Origin of the sequence: Rhodococcus sp. KBS0724 (assembly GCF_005938745.2) — a bacterium.
Lineage (GTDB): Bacteria > Actinomycetota > Actinomycetes > Mycobacteriales > Mycobacteriaceae > Rhodococcus_F.
The window spans coordinates 1,291,096-1,313,803 of sequence record NZ_VCBX02000001.1 but is presented as its reverse complement, the minus strand read 5'-3'; the positions used below and the strand labels follow the sequence as shown (position 1 = coordinate 1,313,803).

Genomic DNA, 22,708 nt, shown 5'->3' with positions numbered 1-22,708 from the left:
GCCAGCGCTCATGTGGCGGGACGCCAGCGCGAAAGCCGACGTTCGATCAGCACCAGGACACCATTGATGGTCAGGCCGAGCAAAGAGATCGCGACGATTCCCGCGTACATGTTCGGGATCTGGAAGTTCAACTGGGATGCGGTGATCAGATAACCGAGACCAGCTTTGGCTCCGACCATCTCGGCTGCTATCAGCACGAGAATCGACGACGCGGCAGACATCCGAATACCGGTGAAGATGGTCGGCACCGCGGCCGGGAGAACAACCTTCTGGAACAACCTGATCGGCGAGAATCCGAGTGATACAGCAGATTTGACGAGCAGTGGCTCGACACTGCGCACTCCGGAAATCGTATTGAGCAAGATCGGGAAGGTGCAGGCATAGATCACCAGCGCAATCTTCGATTCTTCGCCGATTCCCAGAATCAGCACGAATACGGGAAGTAGCGCCAAAGCCGCTGTGTTGCGGAATAATTCGAGTATCGGATTGAGGAAGTCCGAGACGGGACGGTACCACGCGATCGCGATGCCCAACGGAACCGCGATCGCTACCGCCACAAAAAATCCGGTCAAGGCCCGGGTCAAGCTTGCGGTGACGTGTTCTTGCAGTTGGCCATTGGCGGCCAGAGCGAAAAACGCCGACACCACTTCACTGAACGGTGGGAGGAAAACCTTGTCCACCAGTCCCAACCGCGGCGCCAATTCCCAGATTCCGAGAAGAACTGCGATGGCAATCGAAGGCTTGGCGACGCGCCATGCCGTTGACCGCACGTAGCGTGCTGCGGCGCCGGCCTGATTGGCCGACTTACGCGCGACAGTTTCGATATGCTGCTCTAATTTCGGTTCCGGCGCGGTGACCAGTTCCGGAGTTGCCAGCGCGCTAGACATTCGCGGTCTCCTTCGTCGGGTCAAGCTCGTCGGTCCGCGCACGTTCCACTTCACCGTGCAGCAATGTCCAGATCTGGTGCCGGTAGTCGCGGAATTGCTCACCGGAGCGGACGTCGGCGGCAGATCGGTCGATGTCGATATCAACGATCGTCTTCACTCTGCCAGGCCGAGACGTCAGGACGGCCACACGTTGTCCGAGATAGATGGCCTCGTCGATCCCGTGAGTGATGAACAGAATCGTCTTGCCCGTCGCTTTCCAGATCCGAAGCAGCTCTCCCTGCAGCGATTCCCTGGTCTGCGCGTCCAAGGCCGCAAAGGGTTCGTCCATCAGCAACACTTCAGGGTCGAACGCAAGACTGCGAGCTATGGCCACCCGTTGCTTCATGCCGCCGGACAATTCGTGGGGGTACCGATCGGCGAAGCCTTCCAGACCGACAAGTTCGAGGTAATGGTCGGCGAGTTCGCGTCGCGTGCTCTTCTTGACGCCCTTGGCCTCGAGCCCGAACTCGATGTTGTGACGGGCGGTACGCCACGGCAGTAGCGCGTACTGCTGGAAGACAATTCCGCGATCGAGGCCCGGCCCGGTGATCTGCTTGCCATCCAGAAGGATTCGTCCCGCTGTGGGAGAACTGAGGCCGCCGAGTAGGTCGAGCAGGGTGGACTTGCCGCAGCCGCTGGGCCCGACGAGAACCAGAAACTCCCCCGGCGCCACGTCGATATTGATGTCTTCGACTGCCGTGAATTTCTCGCTTGTCCCACGAATGTCGAATTCCTTGGTGACGTCCTCTAGCCGAAGTTTCGGTTGAATGCTCATTTTCCGACCTCCAATGCCTCTCCGTCAGCGCCACTTTCGGGTGTGTACGTTCCGTTGACGTACGGGTTGAATGTGTTGGTGTAAATATCCGACGGAGTTAGTTTCCCTTCGTCCAGTTCTCCGTTGCGGGTCAACCAGTCGATCCAGGTGCTGATCTCGACGTCCTCAATCACTCCGCCGGGGCCGGAGACTCCCGGGCTCTTCCAGTAGCTGATCAGCTTCGTGTCTTCGTTGCGTCCCCGCGAGTTGATGATCGAGGTAAATTTGGCGACTACCTCATCGCGTGAGTGCGTCTGCGTCCAACGAATTGCGCGTGCAGTTCCCTGGACGAAATCGGCGACTGCGTCTTTGTTCTGCGCGATGTAGTCGTCGCGGAACACCAACGTGCCGTAGGTGAATGATCCGAACAGCGATTCGTCCGTGAAAAGCTCACGCAGACCACCACGTTCGAGGGCAGAATCGCGGAAGACCGATCCGAGAGTTGCGACGTCGATCTGACCTTGGCGTAGTGCCTGTTCCGTGTTGACCGGCGGAACCACGATCAGTTCAACCTGCTTGATCTCGTCCGGCGTAAGACCTTCCCGCGCAAGCCATTCACGGACGACGAACTCGTGGTGCGCACCGAGCGTGTTCATTCCGACCTTCTTGCCGATCAGGTCCTTCGCCGACTTGATCGGGCTGTCGTCGAGTACGTAGTAGCCGTTGAAGGTCTGCTTGTCCGAACCGTAGTAGCCGATGACCGAGGTGATCGGGGACCCCGCGGCGGCCAACTTCACCACCGCGCCGTTGAATGCTCCACCGAATTCGGTCTGCCCTGTTGCGGCATTCTGAATGCTCTGGGGACCACTGGTCGTATCACCGATCCAGTTGAGTTCCACATTGTTGAAATAGCCGAGGTCGGCAGCAAGTTCGGGGTAGATGACTTGACCTGCGCTTCCCTCGTAGCGAAGGACGGTCTTGCCGTCGGCGGTCTTGACCACTTCGTCGGAGGAACCGGAGCAGGCGACAGCCAGTCCGGCCAGCGAGACAATGGTGAGGGCCGCGGCAACAGAGCGCGCGAAACGGGGGCGAATCATGAAGTAACTTCCTGTAGAAGATGATTGGTGCCGTGATCGGCTACGCCGCCCGGAGAATGCTCGACGGGCGAGTGTCACGCAGCGCCGCACGTGCTGTGCGAGGCAGGTGTGAGTGCTTGTCGGTCAGCGACAACAGCGACAGGACGAGAACACGCGGGACTCCAAACGTGGAAGGCATTACCGTAGAAAGGCAGTGCCGACACCATACGTCGGCGCCCCCTACCTGGGTCAACGGTTTCATTCACGCCGGGTTTAATGTCTGAAGACCACCGAGACGGGGCAGGTACCCCGCTGCTTAGTCAGCTCGACCGGCACGAGGCGTAGCGTCGTTCCCAGTCGTCAAGGTGCGAGCGCGACACCGAAATGCCGAACGACAATCTGTGCAGCACATCGGATCCGAGGTGATGCAACTCGGTGTGCGCTGCCCACTTCTGTGTTGCCCAGTCCGGTTCGTTGTGCGCTGCGTCGATCCCCGCCATGGCGGCGCCGCGAAGTTCGAACTCCAGGTCGCGGCACAGTTCCGCACTCGGCGCACGCTGTGCCGACCGAATGTCGTTGAGCAGCACACCGAGCAGATGCGCCGCACGCCCGTCGACCCACTCCAAGGTTCGGCGATGCGCTTGGCGACCCACCGTCCACAGCACGATCAGTGCGACGACAACACCAACTGCTGTTTCGAGCATTCGGCTCAGGATCAGGTGCGCCACGGTGCCGTGTGCGCCGCCTGCCGCGCCCAGAAGAATTGCCATCGGCGTGATGAAGATGACGGCGACGCCATAGTTGCGCACCAGAAACAGTTCGATTCCCAACTGCAGCACGGCAAGTACGGCCACCATGGCAAGGCCGCTCGGACCCCACAGATACACCACGCCGAGTACCAGCAATCCGAGAACGGTCCCGCCGATCCGGTGAATACCCCGATAGGTTCCCAGAATTCGATCCGGACCCTGGTGAAGAACCATCGCAGCGGCAATCACTGCCCAATCCGGTCGGTCGATTCCGAGAAGAACCGTCAGGCTACCCGCTGCGGTGCAGGCCAGAAGCAATCGGATTGCAGTGATCGTCGCTCGACTGGAAGGATTACACACCCGGAGAAATCTGTACCGAATAGTCGGATACGGCAATGGCGGATACACACCGATCTCGTCGACGTCGAACGCTGCGTCCGACATCAACTCCGGATCGTGATCGTCGGAAAGGGCTCGCGCCATCAGCATCTGTGCGCGTTCCAACTCACGGGTGAGCGGATGCTCGGTACCGACAATCTTTCCGCGGTACAGGCATTGCCATGCGTCCTGCAGTCTCAGCGCGGCAGCGTGACGGTTCGCTTGATCTGTCACCGCTACGTATTCGTCGACAGCCGACACTGCCGCCGCAACAGCGGCTTGTTCCACCGCTCTCGGCGCCCACAGGATCCCCGTCATGGATACGAGTAGTGCGCTCACGCCGCCTATCGCCGTCCACACAGCAATCTCTGCCGGTGGTTGTCCCGGAGTGGCGATGACCGAACTGATCTCGGTGGTCAGCAACAGGAAGAACGCTCCCGGTGGCCCCAATCGCAACGCGTCCACCGTGAACGCACAGGTCGACACCACCACCGCCATCACCAGAATGACGAGTATCAGGAGAGTCTCGGGCGCTCCCTCGGAAATCGCTCGGTGGATCGGTTCTCCCACCGATGCTCCGATGAACGAGAGAACGGTCAAGGCCAGCGCGGCAATGCCGACGGCTTTCCACCGGCTCCGGTACGGCCGGCCTTCACCGTAGATCGAGGCGAAGGCACCCAGGCCGACCAGAAGTGACGCGGAACCGTATCCGAGGAGCGTGGCGACGGTCGCCGGAATCGCCAGGGCGAGTGCCACCCGAACGGCTCCGGGGAATCGGTTTCCCACGGGCGGTAATCCGAACAACACACTCCGGGCGGGCCGTGGAGCTGGTACAACGGTAGACTCCCCTGGTGATGCGTTTTCGGGGTTCACTACCCATCCTTCGAGCCGAATTACGTGTGAGACGTCATTGAGCGTAGATCAGCGTCTCGGTCGCCTTGACAACGAAGGTCACCATCGAGCCTGGAACGAGATCCAGCTCTGCCGCCGCCGCAGTCGTGATGTCGGCCGACAGTCCCGGCTGTCCCTCGTTGTCCTCGGCTCGCACCCGAACGGTCGAGCCTCGATTCTCGATCTCGGCGACGGTGACCTCGAAAGTGTTGCGCGGGCTCCCGTGCGGCGGTTGGAGATAGACAGACACTGCACTGGGTTCGAACATCGCGACCGCCGGGCTACCCACTGGCACAGTCACTTCGGTAAGGCCGGCAATAGCGGTACCACCGGGAGTTCGGATCGAATCGTTTTCGAACATGATGCCACTGCGCAGATTCATTCCGGCAATCCTGGCGGCAAACGTACTGCGAGGACGCGTCAGCACCGTCCGGACATCTCCGCGTTCGACGACGCGCCCACCATCCAGAACCACAACGGTATCCGCGAGCGCCAAGGCGTCAAGCGCGTCGTGAGTTACCAGAACGGCGGTGCGGTTACCGGTTCGCAGCACTCGTCGCAGTAAGGACCGCAGCGCCGGGGCCGACGATACGTCGAGCGCCGACATCGGTTCGTCGAGGAGAAGGAGTTCCGGTTCAGCTGCCAGTGCACGTGCGACGGCGACACGTTGTGCTTGTCCCCCGGACAGCTGCGACGGTTTGCGATCAGCCAACTCGCCGGCGTCGACGGCGCCGAGCCAGTGACGGGCCGACTGCGCGGATTCACGCCGGGACCGCCCGGCACTGCGAGGGGCAAACGCGACGTTGTCCGCAGCACTGAGATGGGGAAAGAGCAGTGCATCTTGGGCGAGCAGGACCGTCCCACGTTTGTGCGGAGACACGGCGACTCCCGTAGAAGTATCGGTCAGCACCCGTGAATTGAGTTCGATCCGCGCGCGGTGCGGATGATGCAGTCCCGCAACAGCAGCCAGCACTGTCGATTTTCCGGCGCCGTTCGGCCCGAGTATTGCCGTCACCTCACCGGCCGCAACATCGAACGAGGCGATCACGTCGCGTTCGGGGATTTCGACGTCCACGTGCAAGCCGCTCACAACGATCCCGCCGATCCACGTCCGCGGACGGCAACAACGATGACCACGGCAACAACAATCAAGACCAGTGAAAGGGCCACGGCAGCATCCGGATCGCTCTCACGTTGCAGGTATATCTCCAACGGCAGGGTGCGCGTGACTCCTTGTAGGCTGCCGGCAAACGTCAGCGTCGCACCGAATTCCCCCAACGCGCGCGCAAAGGCAAGTACCGCTCCCGAGACCAGACCGGGAAGCACCAGGGGAAGGGTGACGCGTCGTAGCACCGTGGTTGGTCTGGCTCCGAGCGTTGATGCCACTGCCTCGTACCGAGTGCCTGCCGTCCGCAGCGCACCTTCGAGACTGACCACCAGAAACGGCAGTGCGACAAACGTTTGTGCCAGAACAACTGCGGTCGTGGAGAATGCAATCTGAATTCCGAGTACCTCCAACTGCTCCCCGATCAGACCTTTGCGGCCGAACGTGTAGAGCAGCGCGATTCCGCCCACCACCGGAGGCAGAACGAGCGGCAGCAGAATCAGGGACCTCAGTACCGACAGTCCACGGAAGCTGCTGCGCGCCAGCACCACAGCCATCGGTACACCGAAGAGTATGCAGAGCACTGTGCTCATCGCGGCGGTCTTCAGGCTGAGCTTCAAAGCCGCAACCGACGACTCCGAGGTCACGAGTTGCCAGAACTGCGACCAGTGCACCGTCTGGAGCATCGCCAGCAGCGGAACTATCACGAAGGCCCCGCCGATTACGGCAGGGAGATAAATCCATACCGGCAGCCCGAGCGGAGCGCGGACTGCCGGTCTGATTCGAATCACGGAGCGGCAAATCCTGCATTTGTCAGTACAGCCAGACCCTTCGGCCCGCTCACGAGATCGACGAACTTGGTGGCGGCCGCAGAATTCTTCGAATCCTTCAGTCCTGCAATCTGGTACAGGTTGACAACCGCTGTCGCTTCGGGGAAGGCGACGGTCTCAACCTTGTCACCCGCGGACTTCGCGTCGGTGACGTACACGATGCCGGCATCTGCCTGACCGGAGGTGACCTTGTTCAGCACGTCGGTCACCGACGATTCCTCACTGACCGGCGTCAAAGTTTGACCGGTGGATTCTTCCACCTTCTTTGTTGCCGCCCCGCACGGAACCTGGGGAGCACAGATCACCAATTGTGTTCCCTCCTTGTTCACATCGGCGAACGAGGTGATTCCCTTGGGATTTCCGGGCGGCACCACGATCGTGAGGGTATTGCTCGCAAAGTCTGAAGGTGAGCCCGCTACCACTCCCGCATCGGTAGCCTTCTTCATGTTTGCCGCATCTGCTGACGCAAACACGTCCGCGGGAGCGCCCTGGATAATCTGCGCAACCAGATCCGAGGAACCGGCAAAACTGAAAGTTACTGTAGTTCCAGGGTTCTCGGTTTCGAACTCCTTGCCGAGTTCGGTGAAGGTGTTCTTCAGCGAGGCCGCCGCAAAGACTGTGATGTCACCGGTCACGCTTGCCGAGGTGCTCGCAGGCGCCGCAGATGTTGTCGACGTCGCGGATGACGAACTGTCCGAACTACTGCATCCGCTTGCCAAGGCAAGCGAGAGAAATCCTGCGGCAACAATTCCGAGAGCTTTCTTCACTGTTTTCCTTACTGAGTTTTGGGCGTTGACGGGGTTTCCACAATCACGGTGGTGGCTTTGACGACTGCTGCTGCGATGCTGCCGACTTCGAGCCCCAACTCCCGGACCGCTTCTGCACTCATCAACGAGACCACCGTGAACGGCCCGCATTGCAATTCGACCTGGGCCATCACCGTGTCAGTGACAACTTTGGTCACGAGGCCGGCAAACCGATTGCGGGCCGACGTGCCGGTACTGAGCGGGTCCGTGGGCGCGGGAGCCGCGTTGGATCGCGCAAACGCGGCCAACTCGGCTCCGTCGATCACCTTGCGCCCCGAATCGTCGGCCGCGGCACTCAGTTGACCGCTGTCGATCCACCGACGCACAGTGTCGTCACTGACACCGAGCAGTCCGGCCGCCTCGCGTATTCGTATGTTGGGCACCTCGTGATCGTAGGGCTCACAGCAGTACCAAACAAGCCCAAACGCCCGCAGATGCGTTAAAAACAGATCAAATTGTCCGCTCTTGCGGACTTACATGTTCAGTCCTCCGCCCACGGAACCCGGCAGGAATCGGTGCTGAAGCCCTGCTCGGTAATCCCCAATGCGGAGTACATCCGGGATCGCATGTTCTCGAGCCCGATCTGATAGGTCAGCTCCACCACGCCGGCCCGGCCGAACCGAGTTTCGAGATCCGCGACCTGCTCGTCGGTGACACCGTGCTCGCCGCGAGGGGAACCTGTCATCGCGTCTGCGTACGCAATGGCTGCTCGCTCGTCCTCGCTGTAGAGCGGCGAATCCCGATAATGCTCAATCGCTTTCAAACGCTCGACGTCAAGGCCGTCCAGACGTGCGAGCATCGTGCCGAAGTCGACGCACCACGAACAGCCGACGGTGGAGGCCACGCGGTAGACGGCCAACTCCCGGACACTCACCGGCAGTACCTTCGACGCTTTCTGTACTGCCATTTCATGTCGGGCAGCCGCGAGAAACAGCTTCTTGTGGTTCGCGAGCACGGCAAACGGTTCTGGGACCTCGTCGAACTGCCGGGCCGCGAACTTGTACGCCACTTTGATCAGTGGTCCGGCATCACCGGGCGCCACTGCAGGTATGCGGGTCATGGCAACCTCCGTAAGTCTGTGGCACCACAATCGGCGCCACTTACAGAGTGGAACGAATGCTGGGTTCTAAACGTGATTAACGCAGCACGTCGAGGGACTTCGCCGTGTCAGCGAGGAGCCGCATCACCAGCAAGTGCCGAGTCGATTCCGCTGATCTCCGTAATCTTCCAGTCGTCTCCACTGTCGATGGTGAGTTTGTACGTCGCTGTCGACATGATTCCCTCAGGAGCTTGGCTGTTGGTGGTCATGACACTGATAAAGCAGTCCACCGAATAGACACCGCCGTCACCCGCTACCGCCTTCGCAGAGATCGGCTGCGCGGTGGATGTCCATTGGAGCGGTGAAATGATCTGCTCCATCGATGACGACGCTTGCGTCAACCGGTTGGACAGTTCCGAACTGGTTCCCTGTGTCAGTCTCGTGCGCCAGGTGGGCAGATCTCGAAAGTCCATCTCCGCGGCCCCGGTCGCGTAATCCAGGGCGATCTGCTCGGCCTGTGCTCGACCTGCTTCTGCCGAATGGATCGAGGAGAGTTCATCCGACGTGGATCGAAGTTGCCACGTCACCACTGCAAGGCCGATGACGAGCAGTGCAACTACGAGACCGAGCGCAAGCGGTTTCACCGCGACCGATCGAGGTACTGCGGGAGAAGAATCGGTTGACGATTCGGACGTCCGACCTTCGGCATCTACTTCAGCATCAGTGTGGGTAACGGCGATATCCTGCATGGTTTTTGCCCTTCGTTACATCGTGCCTGGGTAATGAACAGTCAGCCTGGGATTCGTGCATGAACGGTCAAAGCGTCCCCGGACGCGGTAGCCGCAAGGATGTTGTCGAGTAGGCGCCCGATGTCGACGGTTCGTACGGACGCGGCTCCGGCTTGTACTGCGGGAAGTAGATTCACTCCGATCGCTTCGATGGACGGAGCGGTCTCGTCGAGGAACGTCTGCAACTCACTCAGGAACGGGCTGACACCTTCCGCGATACCGTCACGGAGGGGTCCTTTCACCACTGCAAAATGAATTCCGGTCAGCAGATCATGAAAGCCCTGGCCGAATTCTGCGACCTGCGGAGTCGAGTCTCGTAGTCCGGCGGGCAGCGTGCCGCTCTCCATGAGAAGAGGCTGCAAAGTCTCGAATAGCGTTGTGATGTTGTCGGATTGCTGGGCAAGTGTGGCGGCCAACAGTTCTCCGGCGCGGCTGAGGTTGTTCAGCACAGCAAAGTCGTCAGGAAGCGCAATGTCCACAGTCTCGAAAATCTGCTGCACCTGAACCGGATCCACTTGTTCGAGCAGCCTGGTCAACCGTTCGGACAGTTCCTTGAAGGTTGTCGGCACCACAACCTGGGACTCTGGAACACTGTCCCCGTCCTGCATGAACGGTCCGGATTCCGATGGTGGAAGTACGGAGAGATACGACTCGCCGAGCGCCGATAGATTGTCGACACGAAAGACACTGCCAACTGGAATACTCTGCCCACGTGTGTAATTCCAATCAACTTCGATGCTGTTCGCCGATGCTGTCACGTCGCTGACGTGCCCGATTGCCACCCCTCTCAACAACACCCTCGAACCGACAACGAGACCGTTGGTGTCTGAAATTTCCATCCGAGCGGAGTTCACATCTTCGAACGCACCGAACTGCAAACCTGCCTTGCCCATGTACACGAATGATGCGGTCGTGATTGCGATCATCCCGACGACGGACATCAATGTCTTACCCCTCATTTCACCGCTCCTAGCAAACGAAGGATGTTCTCGGCATCGGCGATCACTTGCTCACCATCCGATGTCTCGACGGACTTGATGTCGATCGAAGGGCTTTTCGCAAACGGAATCAACGTGGTGCGAAGGAAATTCGCCACCGTCACCGACGTCCGTGGGGCCTCTACCAACGTTTCACCGATGGAATCCGCCGAGTCTGCCATGGAGTTCAACATGGGTACCATCCACAATCCACCTTCGTAGACACTTCCGACGGATGGAAGGATCTGACCGATGTGCGATACGACGGAGATCGCGACACGACGCCAGTAGTGGACTGCCGAGGGGTCGAATATCGTGGCCAGTTGTTCGCCACGGTCCGTCATCGAGAGCGCAGTTGCATTCAATCCGTCCAAAGTCCGGTCGATTTGGCCGGTTCGACCTGCCAGGTCGTGCATGTCCACAGCCACGATCGACGCGAGGTCGTCGACAGCAGACTTCGCCGGCATCACGCTGTTCACCCGACCCATGACATCTTCGATCTTCTGGATGCTTCCGCCGTTCACGAAGTTCGCCAGAACCGCGATGGTGTCCTCGAGTTGAGGGGGTGAGATGGTCCGGCTGACCGGAACAGTACCTCCGGGTGGGATTGCGCCACCGCGAATCTCGGGGTCGCGGGTAATTGCGATGTAGGTGTCTCCGAGAAGTGTGTCCTGACGGATAATGGCACCCGCATTTGCAGGGACCTTCGTATCGGTTCTAATGCCGGCATGGACCGTCACGATGTTGCCGGACACTTCGAGAGAACGCACTTCACCGACACGCAAGCCGTCCATGATCACGTCAGCGCCGGTCGGCAGGTTCATCACGCTCGAGAATTCCAGCATCATCTCGTAGCCCTCGCCGATACCGCTTCGCGCCGATGGTAAATCGTCCGGGCCGAGGGAACAGGCGGACAGACTCGATAAGGCAGCGCCACACGTGATGATGCACAGCAGCTTCCGCACTCTATTGCGTATCACGTCAGTTCCCTTCCAAGAGAACAAGGTCGAGCAAACTCACCGGCGGAACGTCGACAGAGCCCAACCTCACGGTCGCCGGTTGATAGGCAAAACTGATCTCATTCTGGTTCGACGCCTGCTGGGTGAGCAGAGGGGCAACGGAGGGAATCGAAGATATTAGTCCGGCAAGATCTTTCGACTGAGTTGCCGCCAATTTTATCGATGCTGTGGCATTTCCGTGCATGAAGGACCAAATATCGGCGCCGTAACTCTGTTGGATGTCGTCCAACGTCGCGACCAGCCAACCGATGCCCTCACATACTGCAATAACCCCTGGCCAGAGCGTGGGCCCAGCTGCAACGATGTCCGGAAGTTGCTCGACAATCGACCGGATCGAACTCCAATTCTGCAGCGCGTCTTCGGAAAGCGGAGCCATGTTCGTAATAGCCGAACCGATATCCGCAATCAGTTTGTCTGGATTCGAGGCAGCTGAAGCGGCATGCGTCATCAGTGCCCGCGCATTCTCCCCTTGCCCCCGCAGTGCTTCTTCAAGTCCCGCCACTGTGGCGGCGACGCTCTGATTCCCGTCATTCGGCGCAATTGCGTCGATGAAATCGGCAGCCGAACCCGTGATCTCGGAAATACTTTTCGGAGTGTAGCTGTGCTCCAACGGGATACAACTCCCCGATGCCAGCTCAGGACCGGTGCTGTAGTTTCCCACCAGTTCGAGAGTGCGATCGGCAAGAATCGACTTCGATCGAGTAACGGCGCGAACATCTTCCGGATACGCTCGTCCAGAGACCAAGGAGAACGTCACCTCGACATGGTTCCCGCGGGGTTCGATGGACTCGACTCGACCGACCTCGTATCCCATCTGTGTAACCGGGTTCCCGGCATACAGGCCGATCGCGTCGGGCATCTCCGCGCAGAACTGCGATCGATCCGCGCTTGTCACAGCGGTGGCCGCAGCAACGCCGGCCACCGTGACAAGTGCAACCCCGACTATCGCTCCCACGGTCACGAATACACGTGAATTCTTTGTCATGTCAGCACTTCCGTCCGGGAACCGGAACACAGATATCGGACGCCATGAGCTGACCGCCGGCGATAGTGGCCAGTCCTTCGGGTGTCAACCAGTCGGCGAGTTGCGAACGCATCGTTTCGAGATTGGTGATAGTCGGTCCGACCGTGGTCTGGAAATCCTCGATGACGGACTTCGCCTGGTTCACCGCACCGAGCACCTCTTCCTTGTGCTCGAGGTAGTACGACTCGAAGGGCGCAAGTGTCATCAAGACCTCGCCGAGCAACCGGTAAGCCTCGTTGAATCCCACGTGAGTGGTGTTGTACGTGGACAGGACGATATCTATCTGTCTGATGAGATCGAAGACGAATTCGCGGTTGGCATTGAAGGTCTGGGTGTACTCCGCGGCAAGCGCGGCGACGGTACGGACCTGTTCACGTTGCTCGTCCATGATTCGGGCAATACTCGTCATTCCCGAGATGACCGAACCGACCGACGACGAGTTCTCACCGAGGGCCCGAGCGACCTCGTCCAGGTTCGCGTCGACGGTGTCGCCCTTGATGTTGTCCGTCGCATGCGGTGCTGCTTGAAGTACATCACCGATGGAGTACGGAACCTGAACCTGTTCCATCGGAATCGGTTGGTCGCCGATGGGTATTTCGCCAAGAGGAATCAGGGTGATGGCATACCCGCCGACCGGCGTGAGCATCCGCACTTCGATACGGGAGTCGGACCCGACCAGGACGGAATCGTCGATCTCGGCTTCCACCACTACCGACTCTGCCTCCATCGACACCGCGGTCACCGATCCGACGCCGATACCCGCGACACGCACGTCCTGACCAACGGTGATTGCGGACGCATCGGTAGTTCTGAACGAGAACGACTTCCGTCCGAGCGGGTTGAGGTAGAACACCGTCGCGAGTACGACCACAATCACCACAGCCAACACAACTGCGGATCCGTACGCGACTTGTCGCCGCACCTCCGACTCGGGTCCGGGTGCTACCGGCTTTCGAATTCTGGTCAGGGGTTGCATACGACGACCTCGATACCTCTCAGCAAAACCTCGACCTCACTGGGTAATTGAGCAACTCCGTTACTGCAGTGCAATGCATCAGGACCCTGTGGCGCCGCGTTGGGTAATTGAAGGCCGGCAAATGCCATGGGCAGGAGTCGCAGAGCCTCCGCAGCATCCGGCATCGACGCGAAAGCATCGGACATCATCTTGTCGACGTCCATTCCGGGGTAGAGCCCCGAGCCGTCGATGAGACGCTTTATGGGGGTGAGAAATTCGGGTCCGAATTTCGCTGTCTTCGGGAATTCGTCAAGAACCGACATCGCTTTGGCGATAGGAAAGCTGACCGACTCCAGGAACTCCACGACTTCAGGGGAACGACCGCCCATACTGTCGGAGATGCGGGCGAGGTTGTCGGTAAGTGTCGACAGCACCTGTTCACGGTCGTGCGCGAGATCAGCCAACTTCTGGGCATCGTCGAGCATGGGTGCCAACCCGCCGCCATCACCTTGCAAGAGCGATATTGCGTTCTCGGTGAAGGTGTTGATGTCGTCTGTGCTCATGGTGGCCAGCACCGGTTGCAGTCCGTTGAACAGTGTCGTGATGTCGAACGACGGACGTGTCCGATCAGCGGAGAGCGTCTCCACCGAATTACCCGGCAGTGCCGCGAATTCGGCATCGATATAGCGCACGCCGGTGAGGTTCTGATACTTGACTGCCAGGATTGTGTTCTCGGTCAGTTCGTAGTCGGTTTCCATGGTGAAACGAACTTTCGCAACACTGCGCCCATCTTCGCGCACAAGATCAACTTCTTCGATCTTTCCTATCCGAACACCTTGCGTTCTCACGTCCCCATTGATACCCAATCCCGATACATCAGTGAATTCGGCACTATAGCTGTGTGTTTCACCGGACACTGGATTCTTCATCGCACTCACCACAATGACGAACAGCAGCGCCGAAACCAGTACTGCGACGGCAAGCTTGACCAGCGTGAGCGCATACTCCGACGCTATTCTCACTGGCCTGCCCCTTCACCGAGCGGCGCGGATGCGCGTGTGATTCCGAGAGGTACCGCCAAAGACGGAATGTCGTCGAGAACGATGCGCAGATCGAGTCGTTTCCCCGTATCGGTGTCGGAAAACGCATTGTCCAGGCTTTCGATCGCTTCCCGTAAGCGCTCCGGCTGCGCGCCGTCCTCACGAAGGTGCGGGATCATGTCTGCGATCGTCGCGACCACCTGGGTCACGGGTGTCAATTCATCTCCGTGCGAGGCCAATAGCGCGCCTGCTTGTCCGAACAATTTGGTTGCCGCCAATGCAAGTCCTTGATCTGCCTCGTCCAGGAGCGGGTCGTGCACTCCGATCGATCCGTCCGGTCGCACGTTGAACACGCTGTAGTAGATACTGGTCAATGCGTCGATCGCGGCTCGGTTGAAGGCCGGCATCTCGCCGAGAACGTCGTTGAGATACGCGAGAAGCTCGCTCGGTAGTTCTCGCTGGGTCTGAGCGACCCGGTCGGCAAATATCAGTCCGGCGTCGAACAACGGAGTCAATCCATCGGTGTACCTGATCGTCTTGTTCAGCGTGGTAATCATGGAATCGGTCAAGGTGCCGTCAATTGTCAACGACCCCTTCTCGATCATGGTCGACATCGTGAAGTCGCCGAGGGGAAGGCGTTCGAGCGTAGCCCCGGACGCCAATGCAACACCACCGGATCGACTGACCAGGTTCACCGCCGTAGAGCCGAAGTAGTTCCGGGGCCGAAAGTCGACATCGAAAGTATCTGTGAGACCGCTGATTTGGTCGTGATCAAGCTCCAAATCCAGCCGAACGGACTCCGAATCCGTCCGCTCGAGGCGGACTACCTCCCCCACCTCGCCACCACGCAGGATCACTTTGGTGCCGGTCGTGACGCCCGGGCCCACAAACGGGACGTCGATACTGATCGGCATACCACTCGGTTCATCGAACTTCGGAAGGATCCAGACTGCGAAGACGACTACCGCACATGCCGTCACGATCACACCTAGTCCTGCTGAATGCAGAACCTTGGCCTGCCGCCTCGGCACCCCTCGCAGGAAGTCCTGACTGCTCGATTTGCTCACTGCATCATCCCTTGAACGCCAACTCGGGGCTGAGGCCCCAAATTGCTACAGTCATCAGAAAATTGAGGACAACGATCGCTACCAAACTCGCCCTGATTGCCTGCCCCGACGCGGCACCGACGCCGGCCGGTCCGCCGTTGGCGAAATAGCCGTAGTAGCAATGGATCATCGTCACGACACCGCAGAAGATCACGGCCTTGAGTACAGAGGCAGCTAGATCGGGAACACTGAGAAATTGGCTGAAGTAGTGATCGTAGGTACCCGACGGTTGACTGTGAAAAGTCTTGATGATGAAACCACCGGTGATGAAGCTGACCATGAGGGCCATCAGATATCCCGGAATGACGATCAGCATGCTGCCGATCAACCTGGTTCCCACCACAAACGGAATTGCTTGCAAGCCCATCGATTCTGTGGCGTCGATCTCCTCGGAAATCCGCATGGCACCGATCTCCGCTGTCATACGGCACCCGGCCTGCGCTGCGAACCCGATACCGGTGATGATCGGCGCGATCACCCGGACGTTGCCGAAAGACCCGATTATCCCGGTAAGAGCTCCGAAGCCCAACAGATCGAAAGCCATGAAGGCCTGAATTGCGACTACTGCACCCACTGCAACACCGAGGAAGAACATCAAGCTCACGACGCCACCGTCGACGATCAGCGAACCATTGCCCCACGCCATGTTGTTCATCGTGGTCATGGTCTGTTTCCGATAGTGCCGAACGGTTTTCGGTAGCAGCGAGATCGTCTTGGCAGTGAACACGGCGGCTTGACCGACTTCTTCGATCCCACGTGTTACTGCTTGACCCAGCACCCGAACAGGACGCAACATCACTCCGCCGCCCATCATGCCAACCTCGCCGGGAAGAACATCATCTGCAGCTGACTGACACCCAAATTGGTCATGAAGATGCAGAACACGCTCAGAACGACCGAGGCGTTGACAGCGTTTGCCACGCCCTTGGGACCGCCCTTTGCCTCCAGACCACGCAGGCTCGCGATCAAGACCACGATGGCCGCGAACAGCACCGACTTGAGTACCGAGAACGCCAAATCCGTTGTCGTGGCGAATGAACCGAACGACTGCCAGAAACTTCCCGGGACCACATTGTTCACATTGGCCGAAATAATCAGGCCTGCAGCAACACCGGCGGCAATAATCGACACACACAACATGGGGGCGATGGCGATCATCGCGATGAATCGCGGAACCACCAAACGCTGGACCGGATCGATTCCCATCACCCGAATAGCTTCGATCTCCTCGCGAATGGCACGCGCGCCCAGGTCCGACGCTATGGCGGACGCTGCGGCACCACTCATCAACAGACCGGCTGCCATGGGCGCACCCTGACCGACAACGCCCAAACCGCTTGCTGCGCCGGCAAGCGAATTGGCGCCGACCTGGTTCATGATTCCGCCGACCTGGACCGACACTTCCGCACCGATGGGCACTGCCATCAGCAATGCGGGCAAAGCTGTCACTTTGAGTAGCTTCCACATCTGCTCGGCGACTTCACGGACAGGTAGCCGGAACCGCACGATGTCGGTGACGGTGTAAGTGAGGATTTCTGCCGCCAACTGAGCGGAACGCCCCAGGGTAGCCAAACTCCGCATCGGCGTTTCTGTCAGATAGTTTCGCAGCCGAGTAATGATGATGTACGGCTGTCTGCGTACGGGTTTGTGCGTCACCGTCGCCGACTCGTGAGGCAGCATTTGTGTTCCTGTTGTCATGACGATACGAACCAGCTTTCCCGAATGGCTTCCTGCGCAACAGGATGGAGGGTATGCATGATCTGGCGAACCCGTTCCTGACGACGACGAACAGCGCGCCGCTCGGGATTGCCCGGCGTGGCTTTCATCTGCGGCACAATGCCTTCCACGTCATCGACACCACCAGCATGGTGACCGGCATCCACCAGCGCTTGCTCGTGCGCCATCTGAGCCTCGTCCTTCTCCTCCGACATACCGATCGGACCGATCATCGTGCCGTTCAAGAACTGCTTGACCACCGGCTCATCCGACGTCAACAACACCTCACGCGGACCGAACATCACCAACTGCCGACGGAACAACATCCCGATATTGTCCGGAACCGTCCGAGCAAGATTGATGTTGTGCGAAACGATCAAAATCGTGGCATCGGACTGCGCATTGATATCGATCAACGTCTGACTGATGTACGTCGTACGCACCGGATCCAGACCCGAGTCCGGCTCGTCCACCAAGATGATCTCCGGATCCAGAACCAACGCCCGAGCCAGACCGGCGCGCTTACGCATACCACCGGAAATCTCACCCGGAAGTTTGTCCTCGGCCCCGACCAGACCCGTCAGATCGAGCTTCTCCATCACGATCTTGCGGATATCGGATTCCGACTTCTTCGCATGCTCACGCAACGGGAAAGCAATGTTGTCGTACAAATTCATCGAACCGAACAACGCGCCGTCCTGGAACAGCACACCGAACAACTTGCGGATCTCGTAGAGCTCCTTCGACGAGCACTGCAAAATATCGGTGCCGTCGATCACGATGGAACCCTGCTCGGGGCGAAGCAAACCGATCAACGACTTCAAGAACACCGACTTGCCGGTACCGGACGGCCCCAGCAACGCGCTGACCTCACCGGCCGGAAGCGTCAACGACACGTCCTGCCAAATCCTCTGCGACCCGAAAGACTTGGTCAGTCCGTCTACTACCACTTCAACACCCATGCCGAATCCTTTTCTGTTTGTCGCACCGCTCGTCAACTCGGAGTTTCGACGTCGATCGAATCTCCTACGCTGTTCGGTGCTTGGCAATCGAGAATCGGGAATAGCCCGCGCACTACTATCTTCAAAGAGCCGCACGCAGGCGGAAACTATCTACCCATTTTCAGCAGTGTCGCAAAATATGCTCTGGCACATCTAGATTCGAAATCCGGAGGCAGTACGCGATGACAAGATGCCGCAATGCTCAAAGCCGGTCTCGGCTGATTCAAATACTAGGACTTTAGTCCTGAGCAAGTCAATGAATTTTGGCGATAAACCTACAAAGAGTAGATAATTTATCCCCCGGTGCGTGATGTACCACGCGATACGTCGACCATCTCGGCCACGTCGACGATCTTCAACCTCGGCCGTCCGTGGACCTTGCCCTGCTTTCGCTCGTGCGCATCGATCCTCTTCCAGCCCTTGAGATCTACCAACGCCGGCTGGCGACGATAGACCAACTCCATGAAGTCTGCAGTCGAATGACGCGGGGCCTCGAGCCTGCCCGCCAGAAAATCGCGAACAATCCGTCGTGACGTTTCGATCGAGCACGGCCGATTCGATCCGATAACCCCCGACGGCCCACGCTTGAGCCAGCCCGCCGTATACACGCCGGTAACAGCTTCGCCCGTCAGCGGATCCACCACAGCCCCACCCTGGTTCGGCAGGACTCCGCGCTGCTCGTCGAACGGCAAGTCTGCGATGCGAACTCCCCGAAAGCCAATGGACCGCACGAGCAATCCAGCCTCGATGTCCTCGAACTCTCCCGTACCCACCACAACAGGTTTTACACCCGACATGTGAACGGTGTTTCGCTCGACGCGGATCCCGCCAACCCGCCCGTCGCCGAAGATCGACACCGGTGTCCGTTGAAACTGCAAGTGAATACGGCGATTCCCTGAGGACGCAATTGTACGAGCGTAGTTCTCGACTACCGACGCTTTGATCCGGTGAAGTGCACCCGACTCCGGATCGCTCCGCTCGAAGCCGGAAGCCGTTACCTCCACTCCCGGTATCTGCGACAAGCCGAGCAGTTCCGGAGTACTGAACGCCGCACCGCCCACACCACGCCGCCCCAAGATGATCACCTCACGAATCCGACTGGCGGCAAGCGATTCCAGAGCATGATCGGCGATGTCTGTGCCGACCAGGCGAGCGACATCGCTGGTAAGTACACGTGCAACATCGAGCGCGACGTTGCCGTTACCGACCACAACGGCCCGCTCACCCGAGAAATCGAACGTGCGCTCTGCATGGTCGGGATGGCCGTTGTACCAGGCTGAGAACTCGCGCGCGGAAACACTTCCCGGAAGATCCTCACCCGAAATCCCCAGTGAACGGTCGGCCGGCGCACCGGAGGCATAGACCACTGCGTGATGATGATCGACGATCTCGTCGTGCGAGAGATGCTGACCAACATCGACATTGAGAAGAACTGCACAGTTCTTCCGTGAGAGCGTCCGCGAAAATGTAGTTGAAATCAGCTTGGTCTTTGCATGATCGGGGGCCACGCCGTATCGAACCAAACCACCAGGCGCCGGAAGTCGTTCGAGGAAAGTCACTTCGACGCCGATCCCGGCGGTCGAGGACAACTCCTCGGCAACGTAACACGCGGAGGGACCGCTTCCCACTATCGCAACGCGCAGTGGGGTTCGGGTATCACCCACCGACACTGCCGCTACCGGCGCCTCGGCCACATCCATTGCACCCGGTGTGATGTCCTCGTAGTACGCCGCATTGATTGCGGCGAATACCTCGGTTGCGGGCGTGAGGTCCTCGGGAGGAACTATTGCATCAACGGGGCACTCGTCAACGCACGCACCGCAGTCGATGCATGCAACAGGATCAATGAACAACATTTCAGTGCGAATGTAGGCCCGCTCTGCAGGAGTGGGGTGGATGCAATCCACCGGACATACCGACACGCAACTTGCATCATTGCAACAGGATTGGGTAACGACATGGGCCACTGGACACCCAGCTTTCTGCTCTTGTTTGCACGAGATCAACCGCGTCTCGACAAATGACGTAATACAGAGAATGTAATCTGTATCACGTGGCAGGTCAACCATTTCGGGAAACTAAGCTGAAATGGCCGTTCGTCCAGTTCCATTGGTCGTCAATACATTCCAGCGTCCAGGTGCATACGGAACCGGCCCCGCACGCGTGAGATCCGCATGCGGGGCCGGCAAGACGTCAACCTGGGTTATGTAACGAGTCGCGCGTCCGCGGCCGATGTATCCGTCACGATGCCAGGAAGGAGAAAAGTGGTCAGCATACGCCGGTGTTCCGGATCGTCGCTGGCCCCGAAGTCCATGCGTCCCACAAGAATAAGTTCGACCAACGTAATCCACTCGCAAATCTGCTCATCGGTGAGACCGTCGCGAATCTCTCCACGTTCTCGTGCCTCGTCGATGAGCGGCGCCCACATTTCCAAGGTAAGCCGGGTCGCCAACCCCGAACTCCCCAGCAGCGCAGTCGCCATGTTCATGTGTTCCGGGCTGACAATCAACCGGATCAAATCGTCCTTGCGGCCTCGATCGACCAGGAAAATCAATCCGTCGACAATTTGTTCGGCAAACGTTGCACGCTCGCGAAGGTACGCACGAGCCTTGTCGAACAGGCGTCGCGACCGCGTCTCCACCATCGCCGCGATCAAGGTGTCCCGGTCGCGGAAGTACCGGTAAATTGTCGGCCTCGAGACGCCCGCTTCCTTCGCGATGTCGTCCATCGTGGTCTTCGCGATGCTGTACCGCTGAAAAGTCGCTTCCGCAGCCTTCAGGATCTGGGCGCGCGCCTCGTCTGCATCCTCACTGAGGACACCACCACTTCTCCGCCGCGCCATACCAACCCCTTCTGGATACTCGGCACAATGCCAAGTAGTTTGCTTGTCAGGATACAAGAATCGACATTTGTCCGGACCTCTCCCCGTCGCACTGACCGAAACCGGCCCTACTATCACCGAATGGGGCGGTAGCAGGGCCGGCGCAGACAATCATGATGCCCAGAGCGTCACCTGCGTTTCACGAACCGCTCGGCAACATCGGAGTACTCCGATCGAATCGCCGTCTTCGACAGCTTTCCACTGGGCAACCGTGGCAACGGCTCGTTGCGGATGACGACATACCGGGGCACCTTGTAATCGGCAACCAGCCGATCACAGTGCTCGATGATCGCCGCCTCGTCGACGTCGCCGCTCACGGTCACGATGGCTGCCGGGGTCTCTCCGAAGCGCTGATCCACCGCAGCGATAACTGCAACCTCGTCCACCCCGTCGATCTCACCGATGACGCGTTCGATCTCGACTGGCGAAACATTGATACCGCCCGTGATGATGAGATCCTTCAGCCGATCGACAAAAGCAACGCGACCTTCCTTGTCCCGCGTCCCGAGATCGCCACTGTGCAACCATCCCTCACGCAGAGCCGCGGCGGTTGATTCCTCGTCGTTCCAGTATCCCGGCGTAACTCCGGGACCACGCAGGAGGATTTCACCCTGCTCGCCGGGATCCGCCTCGGTGCCGTCAGCACGCACTACCTTGACCTCGGTGAAGATCGAGCCGTTCCCACATGAATCTGGATGATCGAAGGCTTCGGCCACCGGAGTTGCAGTCGCAACGCCGCCGGCTTCCGTCATCCCGTAGATCTGACGTAGTGCAACACCCTTGTCTGCCCAGCGCCGCAACAACGCGGGCGCGACAGCCGCCCCGCCGACAATGGCTGTCCTCAGTGAAGACAGATCCGCGTCGGCAAACTCCGGTGATCGCGAGATCGCGTCGAAGATGAGCGGGACTCCGAAGATCGCCTGAACCTGATGCTTACCCAACAACTTTGCTGCACGACCCGGCACGAACTCTTTCTCGATGACAATCGTTCCACCGAGCACAGTGGTCATCAGTAGACCCCAGACAAGTCCCGGAGTGAAGACGAGAGGCAGTACCAGCAGCGACGTCGAACCCGGCCGAAGACCCTCTTCCGTAAGCGAAGCTTCGAAGACGATGTTGAGCAACGCGCGGTTGGTGCAGATCACGCCTTTCGACAGGCCTGTCGAGCCACTCGTGAAAATCAGCGCTGTCGGGTCCTCCGGAGCCGTGTCGATCCGATAGTCGTCGACAGCACTTTTCCGGAGCGCGGCGAACTCGCCGAAGTCCCTGATGCCGAACGGCGCGCCCAGCGCCTTGGCCTGCTCGACGCCGTCCACGAACTCCGCCGGTGCAATCACGGCATCGGCTCCCGAATCATCAAGAACCGTGCGCAGTTCGGCAGGCTTCAACCGCGGGTTGAGGGGAACCAGGACCGCTCCGGACTTGATGACGCCCAAAGCGATTGCCGGCCACTCCATCGAATTGGGACCGAGGAGACCCACTCGATCTCCTGGATTTACGCCCGAGCTCGAAAGCTCCCGCGCGACGCGACTCGACCAGTCTTGAAGCTCACGATAAGTCAGCGACTCGTCTTCGATGACGATTGCAGCCCGGTCACCGGATGTACGAGCCCACCACGCCAGCGCGGAACCGATGGTTGCAGACATC

The 22,708-nt window shown here is 59.2% G+C and carries 23 protein-coding genes; all 23 read right to left on the bottom strand.

Going from position 1 to position 22,708, the window contains the following annotated elements; all coding sequences use genetic code 11:
* Positions 1-8: 8 nt before the first annotated feature.
* Entirely contained in the window at positions 9-887 is an 879-nt protein-coding gene (locus tag FFI94_RS06060; protein ID WP_138872195.1) for an ABC transporter permease, read from the bottom strand.
* Entirely contained in the window at positions 880-1,701 is an 822-nt protein-coding gene (locus FFI94_RS06055; RefSeq protein ID WP_138872194.1) for an ABC transporter ATP-binding protein, read from the bottom strand. The genes FFI94_RS06060 and FFI94_RS06055 overlap by 8 nt, the downstream gene beginning before the upstream one ends.
* Positions 1,698-2,777: an ABC transporter substrate-binding protein gene (locus tag FFI94_RS06050; protein ID WP_138872193.1), complete on the bottom strand. Its 1,080-nt coding sequence runs from the start codon at positions 2,775-2,777 to the stop codon at positions 1,698-1,700. The genes FFI94_RS06055 and FFI94_RS06050 overlap by 4 nt, the downstream gene beginning before the upstream one ends.
* 40 nt (positions 2,778-2,817) lie before the next feature.
* On the bottom strand, positions 2,818-2,955 hold the full coding sequence (locus FFI94_RS33560) for a hypothetical protein (protein WP_185993136.1): 138 nt from the start codon (positions 2,953-2,955) through the stop codon (positions 2,818-2,820).
* Between the two features lie 121 nt (positions 2,956-3,076).
* On the bottom strand, positions 3,077-4,669 hold the full coding sequence (locus tag FFI94_RS06045; RefSeq protein WP_260683876.1) for an FUSC family protein: 1,593 nt from the start codon (positions 4,667-4,669) through the stop codon (positions 3,077-3,079).
* 121 nt (positions 4,670-4,790) lie between these two features.
* A complete protein-coding gene (locus FFI94_RS06040) occupies positions 4,791-5,864 on the bottom strand; it encodes a sulfate/molybdate ABC transporter ATP-binding protein (RefSeq protein ID WP_138872191.1) in 1,074 nt (357 codons plus the stop codon).
* Positions 5,861-6,670 (bottom strand): ABC transporter permease, encoded by an 810-nt coding sequence (locus FFI94_RS06035; protein WP_138872190.1) that lies wholly within the window; start codon positions 6,668-6,670, stop codon positions 5,861-5,863. Before FFI94_RS06035 ends, FFI94_RS06040 begins: the two co-directional genes overlap by 4 nt.
* Positions 6,667-7,476, bottom strand: a complete 810-nt coding sequence (gene modA / locus FFI94_RS06030; protein WP_138872189.1) for a molybdate ABC transporter substrate-binding protein — start codon at positions 7,474-7,476, stop codon at positions 6,667-6,669. Before modA ends, FFI94_RS06035 begins: the two co-directional genes overlap by 4 nt.
* 8 nt (positions 7,477-7,484) lie before the next feature.
* The gene (locus FFI94_RS06025; RefSeq protein WP_138872188.1) at positions 7,485-7,898 is read right to left on the bottom strand and encodes a molybdopterin-binding protein; all 414 of its coding nucleotides are present in this window, start codon (positions 7,896-7,898) and stop codon (positions 7,485-7,487) included.
* 98 nt (positions 7,899-7,996) lie between these two features.
* Positions 7,997-8,575, bottom strand: coding sequence for a carboxymuconolactone decarboxylase family protein (locus FFI94_RS06020; RefSeq protein WP_138872187.1), 579 nt, complete (start codon positions 8,573-8,575; stop codon positions 7,997-7,999).
* Positions 8,576-8,682: 107 nt separating this feature from the next.
* Positions 8,683-9,303 (bottom strand): hypothetical protein, encoded by a 621-nt coding sequence (locus FFI94_RS06015; RefSeq protein WP_185993135.1) that lies wholly within the window; start codon positions 9,301-9,303, stop codon positions 8,683-8,685.
* 41 nt (positions 9,304-9,344) lie between these two features.
* Positions 9,345-10,301, bottom strand: coding sequence for an MlaD family protein (locus FFI94_RS06010; protein ID WP_138872186.1), 957 nt, complete (start codon positions 10,299-10,301; stop codon positions 9,345-9,347).
* Positions 10,298-11,299: an MlaD family protein gene (locus tag FFI94_RS06005; protein ID WP_260683874.1), complete on the bottom strand. Its 1,002-nt coding sequence runs from the start codon at positions 11,297-11,299 to the stop codon at positions 10,298-10,300. Before FFI94_RS06005 ends, FFI94_RS06010 begins: the two co-directional genes overlap by 4 nt.
* A gap of 1 nt (position 11,300) precedes the next feature.
* Positions 11,301-12,323: an MlaD family protein gene (locus FFI94_RS06000; protein ID WP_138872185.1), complete on the bottom strand. Its 1,023-nt coding sequence runs from the start codon at positions 12,321-12,323 to the stop codon at positions 11,301-11,303.
* A 1-nt stretch (position 12,324) separates the two neighbouring features.
* The gene (locus FFI94_RS05995) at positions 12,325-13,338 is read right to left on the bottom strand and encodes an MlaD family protein (RefSeq protein ID WP_138872184.1); all 1,014 of its coding nucleotides are present in this window, start codon (positions 13,336-13,338) and stop codon (positions 12,325-12,327) included.
* Positions 13,326-14,339 carry an MlaD family protein gene (locus FFI94_RS05990; protein WP_260683873.1) on the bottom strand — a complete coding sequence of 338 codons (1,014 nt, stop codon included), beginning with the start codon at positions 14,337-14,339 and terminating at the stop codon, positions 13,326-13,328. Before FFI94_RS05990 ends, FFI94_RS05995 begins: the two co-directional genes overlap by 13 nt.
* Positions 14,336-15,424, bottom strand: a complete 1,089-nt coding sequence (locus FFI94_RS05985) for an Mce family protein (RefSeq protein WP_138872183.1) — start codon at positions 15,422-15,424, stop codon at positions 14,336-14,338. Before FFI94_RS05985 ends, FFI94_RS05990 begins: the two co-directional genes overlap by 4 nt.
* A gap of 4 nt (positions 15,425-15,428) precedes the next feature.
* Positions 15,429-16,259: an ABC transporter permease gene (locus FFI94_RS05980; protein WP_138873620.1), complete on the bottom strand. Its 831-nt coding sequence runs from the start codon at positions 16,257-16,259 to the stop codon at positions 15,429-15,431.
* Positions 16,260-16,273: 14 nt separating this feature from the next.
* Positions 16,274-17,044, bottom strand: coding sequence for an ABC transporter permease (locus tag FFI94_RS05975; protein WP_138873619.1), 771 nt, complete (start codon positions 17,042-17,044; stop codon positions 16,274-16,276).
* Positions 17,045-17,157: 113 nt separating this feature from the next.
* Positions 17,158-18,141 (bottom strand): ABC transporter ATP-binding protein, encoded by a 984-nt coding sequence (locus FFI94_RS05970; RefSeq protein WP_138872182.1) that lies wholly within the window; start codon positions 18,139-18,141, stop codon positions 17,158-17,160.
* A gap of 332 nt (positions 18,142-18,473) precedes the next feature.
* Positions 18,474-20,087, bottom strand: a complete 1,614-nt coding sequence (locus tag FFI94_RS05965) for an FAD-dependent oxidoreductase (protein WP_397495325.1) — start codon at positions 20,085-20,087, stop codon at positions 18,474-18,476.
* Between the two features lie 296 nt (positions 20,088-20,383).
* On the bottom strand, positions 20,384-21,022 hold the full coding sequence (locus tag FFI94_RS05960) for a TetR/AcrR family transcriptional regulator (protein WP_138872180.1): 639 nt from the start codon (positions 21,020-21,022) through the stop codon (positions 20,384-20,386).
* Positions 21,023-21,189: 167 nt separating this feature from the next.
* Entirely contained in the window at positions 21,190-22,707 is a 1,518-nt protein-coding gene (locus FFI94_RS05955; RefSeq protein WP_138872179.1) for a class I adenylate-forming enzyme family protein, read from the bottom strand.
* Position 22,708: the final 1 nt, after the last annotated feature.